The organism is Rhodococcus sp. NPDC054953 (assembly GCF_053609225.1).
Map to the genome: position 1 here is coordinate 16,101 of NZ_JBSGXD010000031.1, position 24,603 is coordinate 40,703.

Here is a 24,603-nt window from a genome sequence, read left to right on the forward strand (position 1 = left end):
CGGGGCGTGGCTAATTGCCAGACAACTGCCGCTTGATGAGGCCGGGTCACGATCTGTGACCCGGCCACAATCATTCTGTTACCAGGTAGGATTGTCCGGTTTGCTGCCGGTTATCGAGCGTGACCTGGGGGAACGAGAGGTCGGGGCGGGTGGGTCGCCGGACCGTGTGCGGTTCTGACGCACCCGAACGGCACTGAGTTGGACGCTTGTCGAAGGAAGTTCCCAAACCGCCTCGCCGGGTGTGGTGAACGCGGTAAGTTGCCTCGTGCAATGGGAGCAACCGCACCCATCGTGGATAGGTAAGGCCGCCACATCAGGCGGGGTGATTGTCTTTCGGGAGGGCGATCTGTGAGCACACTATGGAGCGTCGGACACCATGTGCTGTGTTCCACCACCATCGCGAACACGTGGCAGAACGCCGGCCTTCGCGTCGGACGGTCGCTGTCCGGCCCGGCGCTGCCGTGCGGTGTACCCGGTCGGGGACCCTCCCGCTGACAGCAGTGGTTTCGCGCGGGTGGCGCGCGCCTTGAGCCGAATTCGGCTTCCTTAAGACAAATTCCATTCGGTTCGCCATGTCTGTCCGGGCGCGAGCTATGCCCGATTCGCGGGTCGCGCTGTTCGAACGGCTGGGGAACTTGCGACGCATTCCGGAATCAGGGGTACATCGTTGACTGCCATCGACGGATTCGACAGCACCGACTTCGACCGAACGGTCCAGACCGACGGGGTCGAACAGTTCGACGTCTTTCCCCTGTCGCCGGCGCAGCTGGGGATGTGGTACGCCCAGCACCTCGACCCCGAGGTCCCGATCAACATCGCCCAGTATGTCGATCTGCGTGGCGAGGTCGACTTCGACGTCCTCGAGCGGGCCAGCCGGGTCGCATCGACGGAGTTCGGGTCCGGGTGGCTTCGGCTCCTCGAACGTGACGGTCAGCCCTGCCAGATGGTCGACCTCACCATCGACGACTCCATGATCAACCGGGACTTCCGTGGTGAATCCGATCCGGTTGCCGCAGCCAACGCGTGGATGCTCGACGATTACAGCGCTCCGCTCGACCTCCTCGCGGACCGACTGATCCTCGCTGCCGTGCTCCGCGTCGAGGACAACCGCTACTTCTGGTACTCGCGCTGCCACCACATCATCCTCGACGGCTTCGGGGCAATGAACTTCATGACCCGGGTCGCCGAGCTGTACACCGCCGCGATCGAGGGTCGCGAACCGGAACCCTTCACGACGGTCGACCTGCGCGCACTGTACGAATCCGATGCCGCCTACCGGGAGAGCCCCCGATTCACCGCCGACGGCGAGTACTGGGCCGAGCGGATCGCCGGGCTGGAGCAGGGCACCAGCCTCAGCGGTCGCACCGCGGCGCCGTCCGCGGTCAACCGGATCACCAGCGCGGCATTGTCCGACGGCGTCGCCCGCCGCCTCGAAGCGGTGGTCGCGGAGCAGAACTCCTCGCCCGCAGGCATGCTGATCGCGGCATTCGCGAGCTACCTCGCGCAGATCTCCGGCACCGAGGACGTCGTCCTCACCCTGCCCGTCACCGCGCGCACTACCGCGGCGGCCCGCAGGTCGGGCGGCATGATGTCCAACGTGCTTCCGCTGCGGCTGCGGGTCGGCGCGGACACCACGGTTGCCGAACTGCTCAAGCAGGTGCAGGTCGCCGTCTCGGGGGCACTGCGGCGTCAGCGGTACCGGTACGAGGACATCCGCCGCGGCGCCGCGGCGGGCACCGCGCACCGCGACCTGCTCGGTCCGCTCGTGAACATCATGCTGTTCCACAACGAGGTGTCGCTCGGCTCGATCGTCGGCGAGTACAACGTCCTCTCCACCGGCATCATCGAGGACCTGGGCGTCAACTTCTATCAGAGCGTCGGCGGCACCCGCACCCACATCGATTTCGAGTCCAACCCCAACCTCTACACCGACCAGGAAGCGCAGCAGCAGCATTCGCGGTTCCTGGACTTCTTCGACCGGTTCGTGAGCGCGGACGCCCAGACACCGGTGTGGTCGTTGACCGCGGCCACCGCGGCCGAGCTCGACCTGGTGGTGTCGGGGTGGAATGACACCGCTGCCGATCTTGGGTCGGGGACGTTGGTGGAGTTGTTTGAGGTGCAGGCGGCGGCGTCGCCGGGTGCGGTGGCGGTGGTGTTTGAGGGTGAGTCGCTGTCGTATGGCGAGTTTGCGTCGCGGGTGCATCGTTTGGCGCGGTATTTGTTGTCGGTGGGTGTGGGGCCGGAGTCGTTGGTTGCGGTGGCGATGCGCCGGTCGGTGGAGATGATCGTCGGGATCTATGCGGTGCAGGCTGCTGGTGCGGGGTATGTGCCGGTGGATCCGGATCAGCCGGCGGAGCGGGTTGGGCACATCCTGGATTCTGCGGCCCCGGTCTGTGTGCTGAGTGTCGTGCGAGACGAACTTCAGGTGCCAGGGGATAGGTCTGTCCTGTTGGTGGACGATGTGGATCTGTCGGGGTTTGATGACGGGCCGGTGTCCGATGTCGAGCGGGTTCGGCCGTTGCGTCCGGAGAATGCGGCGTATGTGATTTTCACGTCGGGGTCGACGGGTCGGCCGAAGGGTGTGGCGGTGAGCCATCGTGCGGTGGTGAATCAGGTGGCGTGGATGGCGTCGCGGTATGGGTTTGGTGCGGATGACGTCGTCCTGCAGAAGACGCCGTTGACGTTTGATGTGTCGGTGTGGGAGTTGTTTGTTCCGTTGGTGACTGGTGGTCGGGTGTATGTTGCGCGGCCGGATGGGCATCGGGATCCGGAGTATTTGGCTGCGGTGATTGCGGAGCGGGGGATTACGGCGACGTCGTTTGTGCCGTCGATGTTGTCGGTGTTCGTTGATTATCTGCAGGGTGTGTGCGGTTCGGCGGATGTGGTGTTGCGGCAGGTGTTTGCGGCGGGGGAGGCGTTGCCTGCGGTGACGGCGTCGCGTTTCACCTCTGTCAGTGGTGCGCAATTGCACAATTTGTATGGCCCGACGGAGGCTGCGGTGCATTCGACGCATCGTTGGGTGGATGGGACCGAGGTGGTGTCGGTGCCGATGGGTGTGCCGGTGCCGAATACGCAGGTGTTTGTGTTGGATGGTCGGTTGCGGCCGGTGCCGGTGGGTGTGGCGGGTGAGTTGTATCTGTCGGGTGTGCAGTTGGCGCGGGGTTATCACGGTCGGGTGGATTTGACGGCGGATCGGTTTGTGGCGAATCCGTTTGTGCCGGGGGAGCGGATGTACCGGACGGGTGATCTGGTGGTGTGGTCCGCTGCTGGTGAGTTGGAGTACATCGGTCGTACGGATTTTCAGGTGAAGTTGCGTGGGCAGCGGATTGAGTTGGGCGAGATCGAGGCGGTACTGAACGGCCTGCCCGGGGTATCACAGAGTGTCGTGGTCGTGCGCGGCGATTCCGCCGCCGGTGAGCACCTCGTCGGGTATGCCGTGCCCACCGCCGGCGCGGTGCTCGATGTCGACGAGCTGCGGTCCGCGGTCGGGTCGGTGTTGCCGTCGTACATGGTGCCGTCGGTGGTGATGGCGCTCGAGGCGTTCCCGCTCAATGCCAGCGGCAAGCTGGACCGGACGGCGCTCCCGGTGCCCGACGTCACCGCTGGCGGACGGGCGTTCCGCGCCCCCCGAACCCCGGCGGAGGAGGTCGTCGCCGCCGTCTACGCCGACGTCCTCGGTGTCGGTCAGGTCGGGCTCGACGACGACTTCTTCGAGTTGGGTGGCAACTCCCTCAACGCGAACCAGGTGGTGGCCAGGATCGGGGCCGCGTTCGGGATCCGGTTGGGGGTGCGCGCGCTGTTCGAGGCGCCCACCGTCGCCGCCATCACCGACCGTGCCGAGCGGGCGGGTTCGCGGGGGGAGCAGCGACCCCACCTGACGGGCCGAATCCGACCCGATCGCATCCCACTATCCCTTGCGCAGCAACGCATGTGGTTCCTCAACCAGTACGACACGGCCGCGGCAACGTACAACCTTCCGCTGGTCGTGCGGCTCGCAGGCCGCACCGACACCGCTGCGCTGCGCGCGGCACTGCTCGACGTCGTCGGCAGGCACGAGTCGCTGCGCACCGTGTTCGCCGAGTCCGCGGACGGCGTCCACCAGGTGGTCCTACCCGCCGACGAGGTGGATCTCGACCTGTCCGTGCGGGTCGTGCCCGACGCGGATCTGGCGACCGCGCTGACGGAGTTCGCCGCCGCCGGATTCGATGTGGCCGAGGAGATCCCGTTCCGGGTGCGCATCCTCGCGATCGGTGCCGACGAGCTTGCCGTTGCGCTCGTTCTGCATCACATCGCCGCGGACGGCATGTCCTGGGCGGTCCTCGCCCGCGACGTGATGACCGCATACACCGCCCGGGCCAGCGGCACCCTGCCCGAGTGGCCGCCGCTGCGGGTGCAGTATGCCGACTACGCGCTGTGGCAGCGGGAAGTGCTCGGCGACGAGAACGATCCGACCTCGGTGTCCGCAGGCCAGATCGACTACTGGCGCGGCGCGTTGGCGGGGATTCCCGACCAGCTGGACCTGCCCGCGGATCGTCTGCGGCCCGCGGTGCAGTCCTTCCGCGGCGGCCGGGTCGGGTTCACGATCGACGAGGACCTCACGGAAGCGTTGGCCGCGCTCGCGCGCGCGCACGGGGTCACGCCGTTCATGGTCGTGCACGCGGCGCTGGGTGTGCTGCTGTCCCGGCTGAGCGGGACCAGCGACATCGCCATCGGCACCCCGGTCGCGGGACGCGGCGAGCAGGCGCTCGACGATGTGATCGGGATGTTCGTCAACACCCTGGTGCTGCGCACCCAGGTCGACCCGGAGTCGTCGTTCACCGATCTGCTGTCCCATGTCCGGGACACCGACCTGTCGGCGTTCTCCCATGCCGACGTGCCGTTCGAGCGGCTCGTCCAGGTGCTCAACCCTGCCCGGTCCACCTCCCGCCACCCGCTGTTCCAGGTGGTGCTGTCCTTCGAGAACATGGGCGAGACCACCCTCGAACTGCCCGGGCTGTCGGTCACGGCCGGGGAGGTCCAGGTCGATGTCTCCAAGTTCGACCTGCAGCTGACGCTGCGCGAGGCCACCGACTCCGGGGTCATGCCCGCCGAATTCGTGTACGCCACCGACCTGTTCGACGAGGCGACGGTCATCGGATTCGCGGAGCGGTTCACCCGGATTCTTGCTGCGGTGCTTCGCGATCCGGCCCGCCCGGTCGGCGACATTGAGATCCTGTCCGCCGCCGAGCGCACCGACCTGCTGCAGCGCGTCGACCCGCGGACCGGGCTGCGACCCGGCGGCCCGGCCGCCGGTACCGACCCGCGACTGCTGCCCGACCTCCTCGCCGCGGCAGCAGCCCGCGACCCCGAGGCCACCGCACTGGTCAGCGAGGACGAGTCCCTGACCTACCGGGAACTGGACGAACGCTCGTCGCGACTGGCCCGACTGCTGATCTCCCGCGGCGTTGGTCCGGAAACGACGGTGGCACTGGCCATTCGACGGTCCCTGCGATCGATTCTGTCGGTGTGGGCGGTCGCGAAGGCCGGTGCCGCCTTCGTGCCGGTCGATCCGACCTATCCGCAGGACCGGATCATGCACATGGTCACCGACTCCGGCGCGGTGCTCGGTGTCAGCTGCACCGACGAGATCGCGGACCTGCCGCCGTCGGTCGAATGGCTCGCGCTCGACCGGGCCGAAGAGTCGGCGTCAGCGCTGTCCGGCTCCCCGGTGACCGATGCGGACCGGATCCGGCCGCTGCGGATCGACCACCCCGCATACCTCATCTACACCTCCGGCTCCACCGGACTGCCCAAGGGCGTCGTCGTCACCCACGCGGGCATCGCGAACGTGCGTGACCACCAGCGCGAGGACTACCGGATCGTCCCCGGGGCACGGACGCTGCACGTCGCGTCCCCGAGCTTCGACGTCGCGTTCTATGAACTGATCGTCGCCTTCGGCGTCGGGGCCACCATGGTCATCGCACCGCCGACCGTGTGGGGCGGACCCGAGCTGACGGAACTGCTGCGCCGGGAACGGGTCTCGCACGTCGTCATCACCCCGGGTGCGCTGGCGACCGTCGACCCGGAACCCCTCGACGAGCTGGGCGTCGTCGTGGTGTGCGGCGAGGCGTGCCCGCCGGAACTGATGGCCACCTGGTCGGTCGGTCGACGGTTCGTCAACGCGTACGGGCCGACCGAGAGCACCGTCGTCGCCAGCTGCACCGATGCGCTGGCGCCGGGCGAGCACATCACCATCGGCCACCCGACCGCCGGGATCCGGAACGCCATCCTCGACCACCGGCTCAACCCCGTCCCCGTCGGTGTGGTCGGGGAGCTGTACCTGTCCGGCCCCGGCCTGGCCCGCGGCTACCGCGGGCGGGCGGGTCTCACGGCGGAGCGGTTCGTCGCGGACCCGTTCGGCGGCGTGGGCCAGCGGATGTACCGCACCGGCGACGTCGCTCGCTGGACCGAGAACGGCGAGGTCGACTATCTCGGCCGGTCCGACTTCCAGGTGAAGGTGCGCGGCTTCCGCATCGAACTGGGCGAGATCGACGCGGCGCTCGCCGCCCGTCCCGGCATCGACTTCGCGGTAACCCTCGGTCACGAGGGGGCAGGCGGGCACACCGCCCTGGTCGCCTACGTGCTTGCCGCGCCCGGCACCGCCATCGACGTGGCCGAACTCAAGGCCGCGCTCGGTGAGCGGCTGCCCTCCCACATGGTGCCCGCCGCGATCATGGTGATCGACGAGATTCCCCGGACCCCGGTCGGGAAGCTGGACCGGAAGTCGTTGCCCGCGCCGGTGTTCGAGGCGCGCGCGTATCGGGCGCCGTCGACCCCGGAGGAGAAGACCGTCGCCAGCACCTTCGCGGACGTGCTCGGCGTCGACCGGGTGGGACTCGACGACGACTTCTTCGACCTCGGCGGCAACTCCCTGATCGCCACCCAGGTGGTGGCCCGGCTCGGTGTCGCCCTCGACGTCACCGTCCCGGTGCGGATCCTGTTCGAGGCGCCCACCGTCGCCGCGCTCGCCGGCTGGGCGGCCGACCACGTGGGGAGCGGTGCCCGCCCCGCGCTGACCGCGACGGACCGGCCTGCGTCCATCCCGCTGTCGCTGGCGCAGCAGCGGATGTGGTTCCTCAACCGGTTCGACAGCAACGCCACCGTCTATCACCTCCCGATGGTGATGCGGTTGTCGGGAACCCTGGACGTCGATGCCCTGCAGGCAGCGGTCGTGGACGTGCTCACCCGGCACGAGTCGCTCCGCACGGTGTTCCCCGAAACCGAGCTCGGTGCCGTGCAGGTGGTGCTCGACCCGGCCGACGTGCCGACGAAACTCGATCGAATCGCGTGCAGTGCAGCCGAACTCGATGACATCCTCGTCGACTTCGTCTCGACCGGATTCGACGTGCGAACCCAGATCCCGGTGCGCGCACGGCTCGTCGAACTCGGCACGGACGAACACGTCCTCGCCGTAGTCGTCCACCACATCAGCGCGGACGGCTGGTCGATGGCGCCGTTGGCCCGCGACGTGATGCTCGCGTACACCGCGCGCACTGCGGGTGCCGCCCCCGACTGGTCCCCGCTCGAGGTGCAGTACCCGGACTACAGCCTGTGGCAGCGTGCGGTGCTCGGCTCCGAGGACGACCCGGATTCGCTGATCTCCCAGCAGGTCGGCTTCTGGCGGGACGCGCTGCACGGGCTGCCCGACCAGCTGGCGCTCCCCACCGACCGGCCGCGGCCCGCGGTCGCGTCCCATCGCGGGGCCACCCACCGCATCGAGATCGGCGCAGACCGGTACACCCGGCTCGAGTCCCTGTCCCGCGAACACCACACCACCATGTTCATGGTGCTGCACGCGGCGCTGTCGGTGCTGTTCGCCCGACTCAGCGGCACCAGCGACATCGCCATCGGCACACCGGTCGCGGGCCGGGGTGAACGCGCCCTCGACGACGTGATCGGGATGTTCGTGAACACGCTGGTGCTGCGCACCGACGTCGACGCGGCGCTGCCGTTCGCGGAGCTGCTGGCCCGCACCCGGGACGCCGACATTGCGGCGTTCGGCAACGCCGACGTGCCCTTCGAGCGGCTCGTCGAGGTGATCGATCCGGCACGCTCGCGGGCGCGCCACCCGCTGTTCCAGGTGATGCTCGCGTTCCAGAACATCGGAACCGCCCGGCTCGAACTGCCCGGGCTGCGCGTCGAACAGGTGGAGTACGACGAACAGATCGCGAAGTTCGATCTGCACGTCACCGTCACCGAATCGGCCGCCGGCGGCGTGGCCGACGGGCTTGTCGCGGACTTCACCTACGCCACCGACCTTTTCGATGCGGGGACCATCGCGAACCTGGGTGCGCGGCTGACCCGGATCATCGACGCCGTTGTCGCGGATCCGGCGGTGCTGGTCGGGGACATCGAGTTGCTCGATGCCGACGAGCGTGCGCTGGTGGTGTCGGGGTGGAATGACACCGCTGCCGATCTTGGGTCGGGGACGTTGGTGGAGTTGTTTGAGGTGCAGGCGGCGGCGACGCCGGGTGCGGTGGCGGTGGTGTTTGAGGGTGAGTCGCTGTCGTATGGCGAGTTTGCGTCGCGGGTGCATCGTTTGGCGCGGCATTTGTTGTCGGTGGGTGTGGGGCCGGAGTCGTTGGTTGCGGTGGCGATGCGCCGGTCGGTGGAGATGATCGTCGGGATCTATGCGGTGCAGGCTGCTGGTGCGGGGTATGTGCCGGTGGATCCGGATCAGCCGGCGGAGCGGGTTGGGCACATCCTGGATTCTGCGGCCCCGGTCTGTGTGCTGAGTGTCGTGCGAGACGAACTTCAGGTGCCAGGGGATAGGTCTGTCCTGTTGGTGGACGATGTGGATCTGTCGGGGTTTGATGACGGGCCGGTGTCCGATGTCGAGCGGGTTCGGCCGTTGCGTCCGGAGAATGCGGCGTATGTGATTTTCACGTCGGGGTCGACGGGTCGGCCGAAGGGTGTGGCGGTGAGCCATCGTGCGGTGGTGAATCAGGTGGCGTGGATGGCGTCGCGGTATGGGTTCGGTGCGGATGACGCCGTCCTGCAGAAGACGCCGTTGACGTTTGATGTGTCGGTGTGGGAGTTGTTTGTTCCGTTGGTGACTGGTGGTCGGGTGCATGTTGCGCGGCCGGATGGGCATCGGGATCCGGAGTATTTGGCTGCGGTGATTGCGGAGCGGGGGATTACGGCGACGTCGTTTGTGCCGTCGATGTTGTCGGTGTTCGTTGATTATCTGCAGGGTGTGTGCGGTTCGGCGGATGTGGTGTTGCGGCAGGTGTTTGCGGCGGGGGAGGCGTTGCCTGCGGTGACGGCGTCGCGTTTCACCTCTGTCAGTGGTGCGCAATTGCACAATTTGTATGGCCCGACGGAGGCTGCGGTGCATTCGACGCATCGTTGGGTGGATGGGACCGAGGTGGTGTCGGTGCCGATGGGTGTGCCGGTGCCGAATACGCAGGTGTTTGTGTTGGATGGTCGGTTGCGGCCGGTGCCGGTGGGTGTGGCGGGTGAGTTGTATCTGTCGGGTGTGCAGTTGGCGCGGGGTTATCACGGTCGGGTGGATTTGACGGCGGATCGGTTTGTGGCGAATCCGTTTGTGCCGGGGGAGCGGATGTACCGGACGGGTGATCTGGTGGTGTGGGCCGCTGCTGGTGAGTTGGAGTACATCGGTCGTACGGATTTTCAGGTGAAGTTGCGTGGGCAGCGGATTGAGTTGGGCGAGATCGAGGCGGCGTTGCTGACGGATGCGTCGGTGGCGCAGTCCGTCGTGACGGTGCACCGCGATGAGCGTGTCGGGGATGCGTTGGTGGCCCATGTGGTGCCGGTCTCCGGTGTTGAGGTGGATGCCGATGCGCTGAGGGGGGCGCTGCGCGCGGTGTTGCCGTCGTACATGGTTCCGTCGGCGTTCGTTGTGCTTGAGGCGTTCCCGTTGAATGCGGCGGGGAAGTTGGATCGTGCGGCGCTGCCGGTGCCGGTGTTTGAGGCGCGGGTATTTCGGGCGCCGTCGACTCCGGTGGAGGAGATCGTGGCGGTCACGTTCGCGGATCTGCTTGGGGTGGAGCGGGTCGGTCTCGATGATGATTTCTTCGAGTTGGGTGGCAACTCGTTGATCGCGACGCAGGTGGTGGCGCGGTTGGGTGCGGCGTTGGATGCGCAGGTGCCGGTGCGGGTGTTGTTTGAGGCGTCGACGGTGTCGGATTTGGCGGCGCGGGTGGAGTCGCAGGCCGGTGGTGGTGGCCGGATCGCGTTGGTTGCGGGCCCGCGCCCGGAACGGCTTCCCCTCTCCCCGGCACAGTCCCGGATGTGGTTCCTCAACCAGTTCGACACCGCATCCGCCGTCAACAACATCCCGGCCGCGATCACGCTGTCCGGGCAGCTCGACATCCCCGCGCTGCAGGCGGCCGTCGCGGACGTGGTGGCACGGCACGAGGTGCTGCGGACCCGATACCCCGACACGGCCGAGGGCCCGATGCAGGTGATCGTGCCGCTCGCCGACGCCGTCCCGGACCTGACGCCGACACCCGTGACCGACCACGACCTGCCCGCGGCCATCGTGGCCGAGGCCAGCGCCGGGTTCGACGTCACCGTGCAGATCCCCCTGCGGGCAACCCTGTTCGCGTTGCGGGAGACCGAGTTCGTGCTGATGTTCGTCGTGCATCACATCGCCGCCGACGGCTTCTCGGTGGCCCCGCTGGTCCGGGACGTGATGACCGCGTACGGCGCCCGCAGCGCAGGCCAGGCCCCCACCTGGTCGCCGCTGCCGGTGCAGTACGCCGACTACGCGCTGTGGCAGCGGGAGGTGCTCGGGTCGGAGGACGACCCCGAATCGCTGATCTCCCGGCAACTGGTGCACTGGTCACGCGAGCTGTCGGGCCTGCCGGACCAGCTGGAGCTCCCGAGCGACCGGACCCGGCCCGCGGTGGCGTCGTATCGCGGTGCAGGCACCACCGTCACCGTGGACGCCGAGCTGCACGCCGCGCTCGGCGATCTCGCCCGCGGGCAGGGCGCCACCATGTTCATGGTGGTGCACGCGGCGTTGGCGGTGCTGCTGGCGCGACTGTCGAACACCGAGGACATCGCGATCGGTGCCCCGGTCGCCGGTCGCGGTGACGCCGCGCTCGACGACCTGGTCGGCATGTTCGTCAACACACTGGTGCTGCGGAGCCGGGTGGAGCCGACGGCCACCTTCACGGATCTGCTCGCGCGGGTCCGGGACACCGACATTGCGGGGTTCGCACACGCCGATGTGCCGTTCGAGCGGCTGGTAGAGGCACTCGACCCGCAGCGCTCGCAGGCCCGGCACCCGCTGTTCCAGGTGGCGTTGACGTTCCAGAATCTGGGGCGGGTGAGCCTGGAACTGCCGGGCCTGACGATCGGCGAGGCCGACGTCGACGCGCAGGTCGCGAAGTTCGACCTGCAGCTCACGGTGTCGGAGGCCGTCGACGAGCGCGGTCGCCCGTCCGGGCTCACGGCCGAATTCACCTATGCCACAGATCTGTTCGACCGGGTGACGGTGGAGTCGTTCGGCGACCGGTTCGTGCGGATCCTCACGCAGGTGGTTGCGGATCCGGCGGTGGTGGTCGGGGACATCGACCTGCTCGGCTCGGGTGAGCGGGAGCTGGTGGTGTCGGAGTGGACGTCGGCGGGGACCGATGCCGGTGTCGACGCGACGCTGGCGGAGCTGTTCGACGCGGTGGCCCGGACCCACCCCGGTCGGGTCGCGGTGCGGTACGGGGGAGACACCCTGACCTACGCCGACCTCGACGGTCGGTCGAATCGTCTGGCGCGCGGGTTGATTGCGATGGGTGTCGGCCCGGAGTCGTTGGTGGCGGTGGCGCTGCCGCGGTCTGCGGATCTGGTGGTGGCGTTGCTTGCGGTGATCAAGGCAGGTGCCGGCTACCTGCCGGTGGACCCGACCTATCCGGCGGAGCGGATCGCGTTCATGCTGTCCGACGCGGCGCCGGCGTGCCTGCTGACCGGCTCGGGTGTGGAGGCGATGCGTCCGGCCGGGTTGCCGGTGGTCGAGTTGGACCGGGTGGACCTGGCCGCGGTGTCGGCTGCGCCGGTGACCGATGCGGAGCGGATCGTGCCGCTGACACCCGGCAATGTGGCGTACGTGATCTACACGTCGGGGTCGACGGGTCGCCCGAAGGGTGTGCTGGTGCCGCACCGCAACGTCGCGCGGCTGATGGCGAACACCGAGTCGGTGTACGCGTTCGACGAGTCGGATGTGTGGACGCTGTTCCACTCGTATGCGTTCGACTTCTCGGTGTGGGAGTTGTGGGGTCCGCTGCTCTACGGCGGGACGCTGGTGGTGGTGGACTACTTCACGTCCCGGTCGCCGGATCAGTTCCTGGAGTTGCTGGTGCGGGAGCGGGTGACGGTGCTGAACCAGACGCCGTCGGCGTTCTACCAGCTGGCGGAGGTGGACCGGGCATCGGCCTCGGTCGGCCAGCTTGCGTTGCGGCAGGTGATCTTCGGTGGTGAGGCGCTGGAGCTGCGGCGGTTGACGGACTGGTTCGACCGGCACGGCGACGGCCTCGGCGCGCCGGGGCCGCGGCTGGTCAACATGTACGGGATCACCGAGACGACGGTGCACGTGTCGCATCGCGGACTCGACCGGGCGATGGCCTCGTCGTCGGCGGCGAGTGTGGTGGGGCAGCCGATCGACGGGTTGCAGGTGTACGTCCTCGATGCGCGGTTGCGTCCGGTGCCGGTGGGTGTGCCGGGTGAAATGTACGTTGCGGGTGGGCAGTTGGCGCGGGGCTACCTGGGTCGGCCCGCCCTGACCGCAGGACGGTTCGTGGCGAATCCGTTCGGTGCCGCGGGGTCGCTGCTGTATCGCTCCGGCGACCTTGCGCGGTGGGGACGCGGCGGGGACCTGGAGTACCTGGGCCGCGCCGACGATCAGGTGAAGGTGCGCGGCTTCCGGATCGAGCTCGGTGAGATCGAGTCGGCGGTGCTGGCGCAGCAGTCGGTGCGACAGGTGGCGGTGGTGGTTCGGGAGGACACCCCGGGCAATCCGGTGCTGGTGGCGTATGTGGTGGCCGCCGGGTCGTCGGGTGTCGATGTCGCGGTGGTGCGCGATGGTGCGGCGGGATTGCTGCCGGCGTACATGGTTCCGTCGGCGTTCGTGGTGGTCGACGAGATCCCGTTGACGGCGAACGGGAAGCTCGATCGGCGCGCGTTGCCCGCGCCGGTGTTCGAGGCGCGGGTGTTCCGGGCACCGTCGACGCCGGTGGAGGAGATCGTGGCTGGCGTCTTCGCCGCGGTGCTCGGCGCCGACCGGGTCGGTGCGGACGACGACTTCTTCGAGCTCGGCGGCAACTCCCTGTCCGCCGCACAGGTGATCTCCCGGCTCGGCACCGCCCTCGACACCAAGGTGCCGGTGCGCGCACTGTTCGACGCGTCGACCGTCGCCGAGCTGGCCGCGCGCCTCGTCGCCCACCGCGGCGAGGGCGGCCGAGCCGAGCTGGTGGCGCAGCAGCGGCCGGGGCAGCTCCCGCTGTCCCTTGCCCAACAGCGGATGTGGTTCCTGAACCGTTTCGACTCGGCATCGACCGCCTACAACATCCCGATGGCGATCCGGATGTCCGGCGACCTCGACGTCGCCGCGCTGCGGGCCGCGGTCGGCGACGTGTTCGCCCGCCACGAGTCGCTGCGCACCCGCTACCCCGAGACCGCGACCGGGCCGATCCAGCTGATCGAACAGACCGCGCAGGCGACCCCGGAGCTCACCCCGGAGCGGGTGCGGGCCGATGACCTGCCCGGGCTGCTGACCGAGCTGATGACCACCCGCTTCGACGTCACCGCCGAGATTCCGGTGCGGATCCGACTGTTCGAGGTGCGCACGCCGACCGGTCCGACCGACTATGTGCTCGCGTCGGTGGTCCACCACATCTCGGCGGACGGCTCCTCGATGGCCCCGTTCGTGCGGGACGTGATGACCGCCTACACCGCCCGCATCGCAGGAACGGCCCCCGGCTGGGCGCCGCTTCCGGTGCAGTACGCCGACTACGCACTGTGGCAGCGCCGCCTCCTCGGCAGCGACGATGACGCGGATTCGGTTGCCGCGCAGCAGATCGGATACTGGCGGGACGCCCTCGCCGGGCTGCCGGATCAGCTGACCCTTCCGACCGACCGGCCGCGGCCGCCCGTCCAGTCGCACCGCGGCGGCCGGGTCGCGTTCGCGGTCGACGCGCGGCTGCACCGCGGGCTCGGCGACCTCGCGCGCGGTCAGGGCGCGACGCTGTTCATGGCCGCGCACACCGCGCTCGCGGTGCTGCTGGCCCGGCTGTCGGGAACCACCGACATCGCGGTGGGCACCCCGATCGCCGGGCGCGGCGAGGCCGCGACCGACGACCTGATCGGCATGTTCGTCAACACCCTCGTCTTCCGCACCCGGGTGACCTCGGAGTCCGGGTTCGCGGACCTGCTCGCCGCGGTTCGGGAAACCGACCTGCAGGCCTTCGCCCACGCGGATGTGCCGTTCGAGCGGCTGGTCGAGGTGCTCAACCCGACCCGGTCCACCGCCAGGCACCCGATCTTCCAGGTCGGCTTCTCGTTCCAGAACCACGAGCAGACCAGCCTGGAACTGCCCGGCCTCACCGTCACGGCACTCGACCTCGACACCGAGAACGCGCAGTTCGACCTGCAGCTCTTCCTCACCGACCGGTACGACGAGACCGGTGCACCGGCGGGGCTGGATGCGGTGTTCAGCTACGCGGTCGACCTCTACGACGAGGCGACGGTCGCCGGATTCGCGGACCGTTTCATCCGGCTGCTCGAGGCCGTCGTCGCGGACCCGTCGGCACCCGTCGGCGACGTCGATCTGCTCGGCGACGCCGAGCGGATCACGCTCCTCGGTGGATGGAACGACACCGCCGAACCGGTCGACGAGCAGACACTCGTCGACCTGTTCGACCGGCAGGTCGGCCGCACCCCCGCGGCACCCGCATTGTGGTGCGACGGCATCGAACTCGGCTACCGCGAGTTCGATGCCCGGGTGAACCGTCTCGCGCGCAGGCTCATCGCGGCGGGGGTGGGACCGGAGTCCCTGGTGGTGCTCGCGATGCGTCGATCCGTCGAACTCGTCATCGGCATGTACGCGGTGACCAAGGCGGGCGGTGCCTACGTGCCGGTCGATCCCGATCACCCCGCGGAGCGGATCGCGCACATTCTCGACACCGCGGTACCGGTGTGCGTGCTCAGCACCGACCGGGACGCATTCACCGCCGGCACCATCCCGGTCCTGCACGTCGACACCCTCGACCTGGCCGGGTTCTCCGACGCGCCGGTGCGGGACGCGGAGCGGATCACCGCGCTGCGGCCGCAGCACCCGGCGTACGTCATCTTCACCTCCGGGTCCACCGGCAGGCCGAAGGGTGTTGCCGTCAGCCACCGGGCGATCGTCAACCAGCTCGAATGGCTGCGGTTCGAATTCTGCCTGGATGCAACCGATTCGGCGCTGCTGAAGACCGCGGCGACCTTCGACCTGTCGGTGTGGGAGTTCTGGTCGACGCTGGTGACCGGTGGTCGGCTGGTGATTGCCCGGCCGGGTGGTCAGCAGGACCCCGACTACCTGCTGGCGCTGCTGCGCGAGCAGCGGGTGACGACCCTGCACACGGTGCCGTCGATGCTGACGATGCTGTCCACCGTCGCGGGCGGCGCCGCCGTGTCCGCTGACCTGCGTCGCGTCCTCGCGATCGGGGAGGCGCTGCCCGCGGCGACCGCGCAGGCGTTCCGGGAGTCGAACGGTGCGGAACTGGTCAACCTGTACGGGCCGACGGAGGCCGCGGTCTCGGTGACCGCGCATCGGGTCACCGACGACGACCGCACGTCGGTGCCGATCGGCAGGGGCGAGTGGAACACCCGACTGTTCGTGCTCGATCGGCGGCTGAACCCGGTGCCCGCCGGGGTGCCCGGCGAGCTGTACCTGGCGGGGACGCAGTTGGCGCGTGGCTATCACGGCCGCGCCGACCTGACCTCGGACCGCTTCGTCGCGAACCCGTTCGGCCTTCCCGGCGAGCGCATGTACCGCACCGGCGACCTGGTGACCTGGCGGGCCGGCGGCGACCTCGAGTACCTCGAGCGCGGCGACTTCCAGGTGAAGGTGCGCGGGTACCGGATCGAGCTCGGCGAGATCGAGGCGGTGCTTGCCCGCGACGAGTCGGTCGGCGCGGTGGTGGTCACCGCCCGCGCGGACGGCGACGGCGTCGACCGGCTGGTGGCCTACCTGGTGTCCGCCGCCGGCACGACCCTCGACACCGCGCGGCTCGAGGCGCACGCGCTGGCCGGCCTGCCCGCCTACATGGTGCCCGCCGCGTTCGTGGTGCTCGACGCCCTGCCGCTCACCGTCAACGGCAAACTGGACCGGGCGACGCTGCCCGCCCCGGAATTCTCGGTGGCGGAGTTCCGCGCACCGGAGACCGCGGCCGAGCGGACGGTCGCGGACGTGTACGCGGAGGTGCTCGCCGCGGGCCGGGTCGGCCTCGACGACGACTTCTTCGCGCTCGGCGGCAACTCGCTCGTAGCGACGCAGGTGACCGCGCGCCTCGGGGAAATATTTGCCACGACGGTGCCGGTGGCGTTGCTGTTCGAGGCACCGACCGTCGGCGCCCTCGCCGCGCGGGTCGCCGAGATCGCGGGCGTCGGCGGCAGGACGCCGCTGACGGTGATGCCGCGCCCCGACGCCATCCCGCTCTCGCTCGCGCAGCAGCGGATGTGGGTGCTCAACCGGATGATGCCGGACTCCGCCGCCTACAACATCCCGGCCGCGATCCGGTTGTCCGGGCTGCTCGACGTCCCGGCGTTGGCATCCGCGATGCGGGACGTGGTGGAGCGGCACGAGGTGCTGCGGACGGTCTACCCGGACGGCACCGACGGCCCGGTTCAGGTGGTGCGGCCAGCCGACGCGGTGCGGCCGGATCTGACCCCGGCCCGGGTCGCCGAGCGGGACCTGCCCGCCCTGCTGCTGGAGACGGTGTCGTTGGGATTCGACGTCACCACGCAGGTCCCGATCCGGGCCCGGCTGTTCGAGCTGAGCGCGACGGAGCACGTGCTCGTGGTGGTGGTCCACCACATCAGCGGGGACGGCTTCTCGATGGGCCCGCTGACCAGGGACGTCATGATGGCCTACTCGTCGCGGGTGGAGGGCAGGGAACCGGGCTGGGCGCCGCTGGCGGTCCAGTACGCGGACTACAGCCTGTGGCAGCGCGCGGTGCTCGGCTCCGAGGACGACCCGGAGTCCCCGCTCGCCAGGCAGGTCGACTACTGGGTGAACGAGCTGGCCGGGGTGCCCGAGCAGCTGGAACTGCCGACCGATCATCGGCGCCCCGCCCGCCAGTCGATGCGCGGCGGATCGTACGACTTCACGATCGACGCGGAGCTGACGGACCGGCTGAACGCGATCGCCCGCGACCACCATGCAACGCTGTTCATGGTCGTGCACAGCGCGTTCGCGGTGCTGCTCGCGAAGATGAGCGGGTCGACCGACATCACCGTGGGAACCCCGGTCGCCGGGCGCGGGGAGCGGGTGCTCGACGACCTGATCGGCATGTTCGTCAACACCGTGGTGCTGCGCACCGAGGTCGGCTCGGGGTCGACCTTCACCGACCTGCTCGCGCAGGCAAGGCGGAAGGACCTGGCCGCCTTCGACCACGCCGACGTGCCGTTCGAGCGGCTCGTCGACGTGACCGGGCGGGAACGGTCGACGGCCTACTCGCCGCTGTTCCAGGTGATGTTCGCGTTCCAGAACATGACTGCCCGGTCGCTGCAGCTGCCCGGGCTGGAGGTGTCGGCGCTCGACAGCGGCTTCGACCAGGCGAAGTTCGACCTGCAGCTCACCGGGCAGGAGACCTTCGACGACCGCGGCGCACCCGCGGAGATCCGGATGCAGTTCACCTACGCGACGGACCTGTTCCTGCCGGAGACCATCGCGCTGTTCGCGGGCAGGCTCACCCGGATCCTCGACGCGGTGTCCGCCGACCCGATGGTGCTGCTGCGCGGCATCGACATCCTGACCGAGCAGGAACGGTCCCGATTCGCGCCGACGCAGGAACCGACGGCGGCGGATCTGCCGGATCTGGTTGCGGCCGCGGCGGCGGTCGGGTCCGACTCCGTCGCCCTGACCCACGACGGTACGGCCATCACCTTCGGGCAGCTGGCCGCCAAGGTGGCGGCCGTGGCGAAGTCGATGGGCGCGGCACTCAAGCCGGAGGCGGCGATCACCGTCGCGCTGTCCGGGCTCGTCCCCGGCATCCTTCCCGCGTTGGGTCCGGAGGGGCTCGCGAAGGTGATGGATTCCCTGGTCACCGAGTCCCAAGCGATTGTTGAGAAAGCCCGGTCAGGCGGCACGCAGTGAACCTATAGTTCACGCGGGGACGCCCGAATTTGTGGCGTCCCACGTCTTTTGTGTGCGCGTGTTCCGGTCGGTCATGGCCGGGCATCGCGGTGTAGTGAAGGGAACGGCCAGATGTCGGGTGTGGGTTCACAGGGGCGGGCGCTTGTTGTCGAGGATTTGCCGCGACTGATCGCCGATATCGCGAACACCGACCCGGATCGGGTCGCCGTCCGGCACGGGGATGCCGCCATCGCCTACCGGGTGCTGCATGCGGAGCTCGCGGCACTCGACTCGGCCATGGGTGGCGCGCTCGGGGCGGACGCGCTGATCCCGGTGGTGCTCTCGAGCCTGCTGCCGAACCTCGCCGACTCCGAGACCGATGGGCTCGGCGCGGTGACCGAGGCCCTGCTCGCCGACGTCGCCGCCGCGGGTGGCGTCGCGGCGGCGGCACCGCTGCCGCGGACCCTGCCGACGCTCTTCGACGAGCAGGTGGTGCGGACCCCGGACGCCGTCGCACTCGAATTCGAGGGCGCGACGCTGACCTACGCCGAGTTCGATGCCCGTGCCAACGCGCTCGCCCGCAGGTTGATCGAAGCGGGCGTCGGCCCGGAATCGATGGTCGGGCTGTCGATCCGCCGCTCCCTCGACCTGCTGATCGGCATGTACGCGATCGTCAAGGCGGGCGGCGCATACGTCCCGCTCGACCCCGACCACCCGGCGGACCGCATCGCGTACGTCCTGGACGTGGCGCGGCCCGCCGCGGTGGTCACCACCGCCCGCGACGCGGTGCCGATGCCCGCAGGCGTGACCGTGCTCGAGATCGACACCCTCGACGTGTCCGGCTACTCCACCGCCCCGGTCACCGACGCGGACCGGCTGTCGCCGCTGTCCGCCGACAACATCGCCTACGTCATCTTCACCTCCGGATCCACCGGACGGCCGAAGGGCGTCGCGGTCGCGCACCGCGCCATCGTCAGCAACCTGCTGTGGCGCCAGTCCGAGTACCGGTTCACCCAGGACGACGTCATTCTGCAGAAGACGCCGTACACGTTCGACGTCTCGCTGTGGGAGCTGTTCTGGCCGCTGCTGATGGGTGCGAAGCTGGTGATCGCCACCCATGACGGCCACCGCGACCCGGTGTACCTGGTCAAGACGATGATCGACCGCGGCGTCACGGTCGCCCACTTCGTCCCGTCGATGCTGGCGATGTTCCTCGCCGAACCGACCGCCGCCGACGTCGACACGCTGCGGCTGGTCTTCGCGTCCGGTGAGGCGCTGCCCGCCGAGACCGCGTCCCGCTTCCGCGCGGTCAGCTCCGCAGGCCTGCACAACCTGTACGGCCCCACCGAGGCGGCGGTGGACGTCACCTATCACCCGACCGGCGAACACGACGGCGCGGCGATCCCGATCGGCTCCGCGGTCGCCGAGACCGAACTTCTGGTCCTCGACGACGGGCTGCGGCCGGTGCCGGTGGGGGTGCCCGGCGAGCTGTACCTGGCGGGTGTGCAGCTCGCCCGCGGCTACGTCGCCCGGCCCGAACTGACCGCGGACCGGTTCGTCGCGAACCCGTACGCCGCAGCCGGCGCCCGGATGTACCGGACCGGTGACCTGGTGCGCTGGCGGGTCGAGGCGCCCGCCTCGCTCGACTATCTCGGCCGCATCGACTTCCAGGTGAAGCTGCGCGGCCTGCGCATCGAGCTCGGCGAGATCGAGGCGGCGCTCCTTAGCAGGGACGAGGTGGCCCAGGCCGTCGTGGTGGTGCACAGCGACCCCACCGTCGGTGACCATCTCGTCGCCTATCTCGTCGCGACGGCCGGGATGACACCGGATCACCGGGAACTGCGGGCGGATCTCAAGCACCGCCTGCCCGACTACATGGTGCCGTCGCTGTTCGTGGTGCTGGAGCGGTTCCCGCTCAACGCCAGCGGCAAGCTCGACCGCAAAGCCCTTCCCGCGCCGGACTTCTCGTCCCTGGCCCGCGAGTACCGGGCACCGAGCACGCCGACCGAGGAGACGCTGGCGGCCATGTTCGCCGCGCTCCTCGGGTTGGAGCGGATCGGTGCCGACGACGACTTCTTCGAACTCGGTGGCAACTCGCTGATCGCGACCAGGGCGATCGCGCGGTTCAACGCCGAGTTCGGGGTCCGGATCGACGTCCGCGAGTTCTTCGACGCCCCCACCGTCGCGGAACTCGCCGCGGTCGTCGATGCCGCCGCGGGTGGCGGCAACTCCCTGCCCGCCCTGGCTGCGGGACCACGCCCGGACCGGATTCCGTTGTCGCTGGCCCAGTCCCGCATGTGGTTCCTCAGCCGGTTCGACAGCGCGAGCGCGGTGAACAATATCCCGTTCGCGGTCCGGCTCAGCGGAGCCGTCGACCCGGCGCAGGTGGCCGCGGCGGTCGCCGACGTGGTCGCGCGGCACGAGGTGCTGCGCACCGTCTACCCCGAGCACGCGGGCGAGGGCACCCAGCTGATCCTGCCCGTCGACCGGGCGACCCCGGACCTGACACCGCAGTCGGTGACCGAGGAGGACCTGCTGCCCACCGTCCTCGGCATCGCGGGCGGGGGATTCGAGGTCACCACCGAGGTGCCGCTGCGGGCCCGACTGCTGCGGGTCTCGGACACCGAGCACGTGCTGGTGCTCGTCGTGCACCACATTGCCGGCGACGGATTCTCGATCGCCCCCCTGGTGCGGGACGTGGTCACCGCCTACGCCGCCCGGTCGGCCGGGCAGGCGCCCGCATGGACACCGCTCCCGGTGCAGTACGCGGACTTTGCGCTGTGGCAGCGCGAGGCGCTCGGCTCCGAGGACGACTCGACCTCGACGATCGCGCGGCAACTGGCGTACTGGACCGATGCCCTCCGCGGCCTCCCCACCCAACTCGACCTGCCCGCCGACCGGCCGCGGCCCGCGGTCGCCTCGCACGCAGGCGTCAACCACCGGTTCTCGCTGTCACCCGAACTGGTCGCCGGGATCGACGGGCTGGCCCGCGATCTCGGAGCGACACCGTTCATGGTCGTGCACGCCGCGCTCGCGGTGGTGCTGGCGCGGTTGTCGGGCACCTCCGACATCGCGATCGGCGCACCGATCGCCGGACGCGGCGACGCCGCACTCGACGACCTGGTCGGCATGTTCGTCAACACCCTGGTGCTGCGCACCGAGGTCGACGAGGCCGAACCGTTCGCGGACCTGCTCGGCCGGGTCCGGGAGAACGACCTCGGTGCGTTCGGGAACGCGGATGTGCCGTTCGAGCGGCTCGTGGAGGTGCTCAACCCGGCCCGGTCGCAGGCGCGGCACCCGCTGTTCCAGGTGGCGCTGTTCTTCCAGAACCTCGAGCAAGCCGCCGTCGAACTGCCGGACCTGACGGTCGCGGCCCTCGACTTCGACCCCGGCATCGCCAAGTTCGACCTGCAGGTCACCATGCTCGACTCGGTCGCGGACAGCGGCGCGCCCGCGATGACCGTGCAGATCACCTATGCCACCGATCTGTTCGATGAGGCGACGGTGGTTGCGTTCGGTCGGCGGTTTGAGGGTGTGTTGTCGGCGGTGGTCGCGGACGCCGGGGTGGTGGTCGGGGATATCGAGTTGCTCGATGGCGGTGAGCGTGCGTTGACGCTGACGTCCTGGAATGCGACCGGTCGTGTGCTGCCGGTGGGTGGGTTGCTGCTGGACGGTTTCCGTCGTCAGGTCGCGGCGACGCCGGACGCGACCGCGGTGGTGTACGAGGGTGAGTCGCTGACCTATGGGGAGTTTGCGTCTCGGGTGAACCGGGTGGCGCGTCATCTGATCGGTGTGGGTGTCGGCCCGGAGTCGTTGGTGGCGTTGGCTGTTCGTCGTTCGTTGGATTTGGTGGTCGGGATCTATGCGGTGCTGGAGGCGGGTGGCGCGTATGTGCCGATCGATCCGGATCATCCGGCGGAGCGGATCGGGCACATCCTCGACACGGCACGTCCGGTGGTGGTGCTGACGACGGCGCGAGACGAGTTCGAGGCCGCGGGGGACAGGTCTGTCCTGCTGCTGGATCGGCTGGATTTGGCGGGTGTCGATGATGCCCCGGTTTCGGATGCTGAGCGGGGTTCGGTGCTGCGTCCGGAGCATCCGGCGTATGTGATTTTCACGTCGGGGTCGACGGGTAAGCCGAAGGGTGTTGCGGTCAGCCATGGGGCGATCGTCAACCAGATGGAGTGGATGCAGGGCGAGTATCTGCTGGATTCCAGCGACGTGTATCTGCAGAAGACGGCGACGACGTTCGACGTGTCGTTGTGGGGTTGGTTTATGCCGCTGCGGGTGGGTGCGCAGTTGATTGTGGCGACGCCCGATGGGCATCGGGATCCGGGGTATGTGGCGGGGAAGATCGCCGAGCATGGGGTGACGGTGACGGACTTCGTGCCGTCGATGTTGACGGTGTTCGCGGCGGCGGTGCCTGCGGCGGAACTGAAGTCGCTGCGGCAGGTGTTCGTGATCGGTGAGGCGTTGCCGCCGGAGACGGTGCGGGCGTTCGCTTCGGTGAGTGCGGCGCGGGTGCACAATCTGTATGGGCCGACGGAGGCGGCGGTGTCGATCACCTACCGTGACGTGAGCGGTGACGGTGATGCGGCGGCGATCTCGATCGGCCGTCCGCAGTGGAATTCGCTTGTGTACGTGTTGGATTCGCGGTTGCATCCGGTGCCGGTGGGGGTGCCGGGTGAGTTGTACCTGGCGGGGGATCAGCTCGCGCGCGGGTATTTCGGGCGGGTGGATCTGACGTCGGATCGGTTTGTGGCGAATCCGTTCTCGGTGCTTGGTGAGCGGATGTATCGGACCGGTGATCTGGTGACGTGGGATGCGGCCGGTGAGTTGGCCTACATCGGGCGTACCGATTTTCAGGTGAAGTTCCGTGGTCAGCGGATCGAGTTGGGTGAGATCGAGTCGGCGGTGCTTGGGCAGGGGTCGGTGCTGCAGGCGGCGGTGCTGGTGGTGTCGACGTCGGCGGGTGATCATCTGGTGGCGTATGTGGTGCCGGTGCCGGGTGCGGTGGTCGATGCGGGTGCGGTGAAGGTGTTCGCGGGTGGGGTGTTGCCGTCGTACATGGTGCCGTCGGCGGTGGTGGTGCTTGATGCGTTCCCGCTGAATGCGTCGGGGAAGTTGGATCGGAAGGCGTTGCCGGCGCCGGTGTTTGAGGCTCGGGTGTTCCGGGCGCCGTCGACGCCGGTGGAGGAGATCGTGGCGTCGGTGTTCGGTGAGGTGCTCGGGGCCCCGCGGGTCGGTGCCGATGACGACTTCTTTGAGTTGGGTGGCAACTCGCTGGTCGCGATGCAGGTGGCGGCGCGGTTGGGTGCGGCGCTCGATGCGCGGGTCGCGGTTCGCGAGCTGTTCGAGTCGTCGACGGTCGCGGGGCTGGCGGCGCGGGTGGAGTCGCAGGCCGGCGCGGGTGGGCGGGTTGCGTTGGTTGCGTGTCCGCGGCCGGAGCGGGTTCCGTTGTCGTTGGCGCAGTCTCGGATGTGGTTCCTCAACCGCTTCGACACCGCATCCGCCGCGAACAACATTCCGGTGGCCGTCCGGCTGACCGGTGCCCTCGACATCGCAGCGTTGCGGGCGGCCGTCGGTGACGTGATCGCGCGGCACGAGGTGCTGCGAACGGTCTACCCGGAGGTCGACGGCACCGGCCACCAGCTGGTGCTTCCGGCCGCGCAGGCGATGATCGACCTGACGCCCGAGATCGTGTCGGTCGACGCACTGACCGCGGGCGTCGTCGCGACGATCCAGGCCGGCTTCGACGTCACCACCGAGGTTCCCCTGCGGGCCAGGCTCTTCCGCGTTGGCGGCACCGACGAGCACGTGCTGGTCCTGGTCGTGCACCACATCGCGGGCGACGCCTTCTCGATGGGACCGCTGACGCGCGATGTCATGGTCGCCTATGCGGCGCGCAGCGCGGGCGAGGCGCCCACCTGGGCTCCGCTGCCGGTGCAGTACGCGGACTACGCGCTGTGGCAGCGGGAGGTGCTCGGGTCGGAGGACGATCCGGAGTCGCTGATCTCCCGGCAGGTGGACCACTGGTCGCAGCGGCTGGCCGGGCTGCCGGAGCAGCTGGACCTGCCCACCGACCGGCCTCGCCCGCTGGCCGCGACGAACCGCGGCGGCCTGATCGACTTCACGATCGACGCCGAACTGCACCGGGCGCTCACCGAGCTTGCCCGGGGCCACAATTCGACGCTGTTCATGGTGCTGCACTCCGCGCTGTCCGTGCTGCTCGCCCGGTTGTCGGGCACCTCGGATATCGCGGTCGGTACCCC

Annotated in this window: 2 protein-coding genes; both read left to right on the forward strand. The window is 69.2% G+C overall.

The window, feature by feature from the left end; translation table 11 throughout:
* The first annotated feature begins 667 nt into the window (after positions 1-667).
* On the forward strand, positions 668-18,352 hold the full coding sequence (locus tag ACWF62_RS18405; RefSeq protein WP_452630906.1) for a non-ribosomal peptide synthase/polyketide synthase: 17,685 nt from the start codon (positions 668-670) through the stop codon (positions 18,350-18,352).
* Positions 18,353-18,463: 111 nt separating this feature from the next.
* Positions 18,464-24,603: amino acid adenylation domain-containing protein (locus ACWF62_RS18410; protein ID WP_452630908.1), on the forward strand; the 6,140-nt coding region annotated here is incomplete at its 3' end.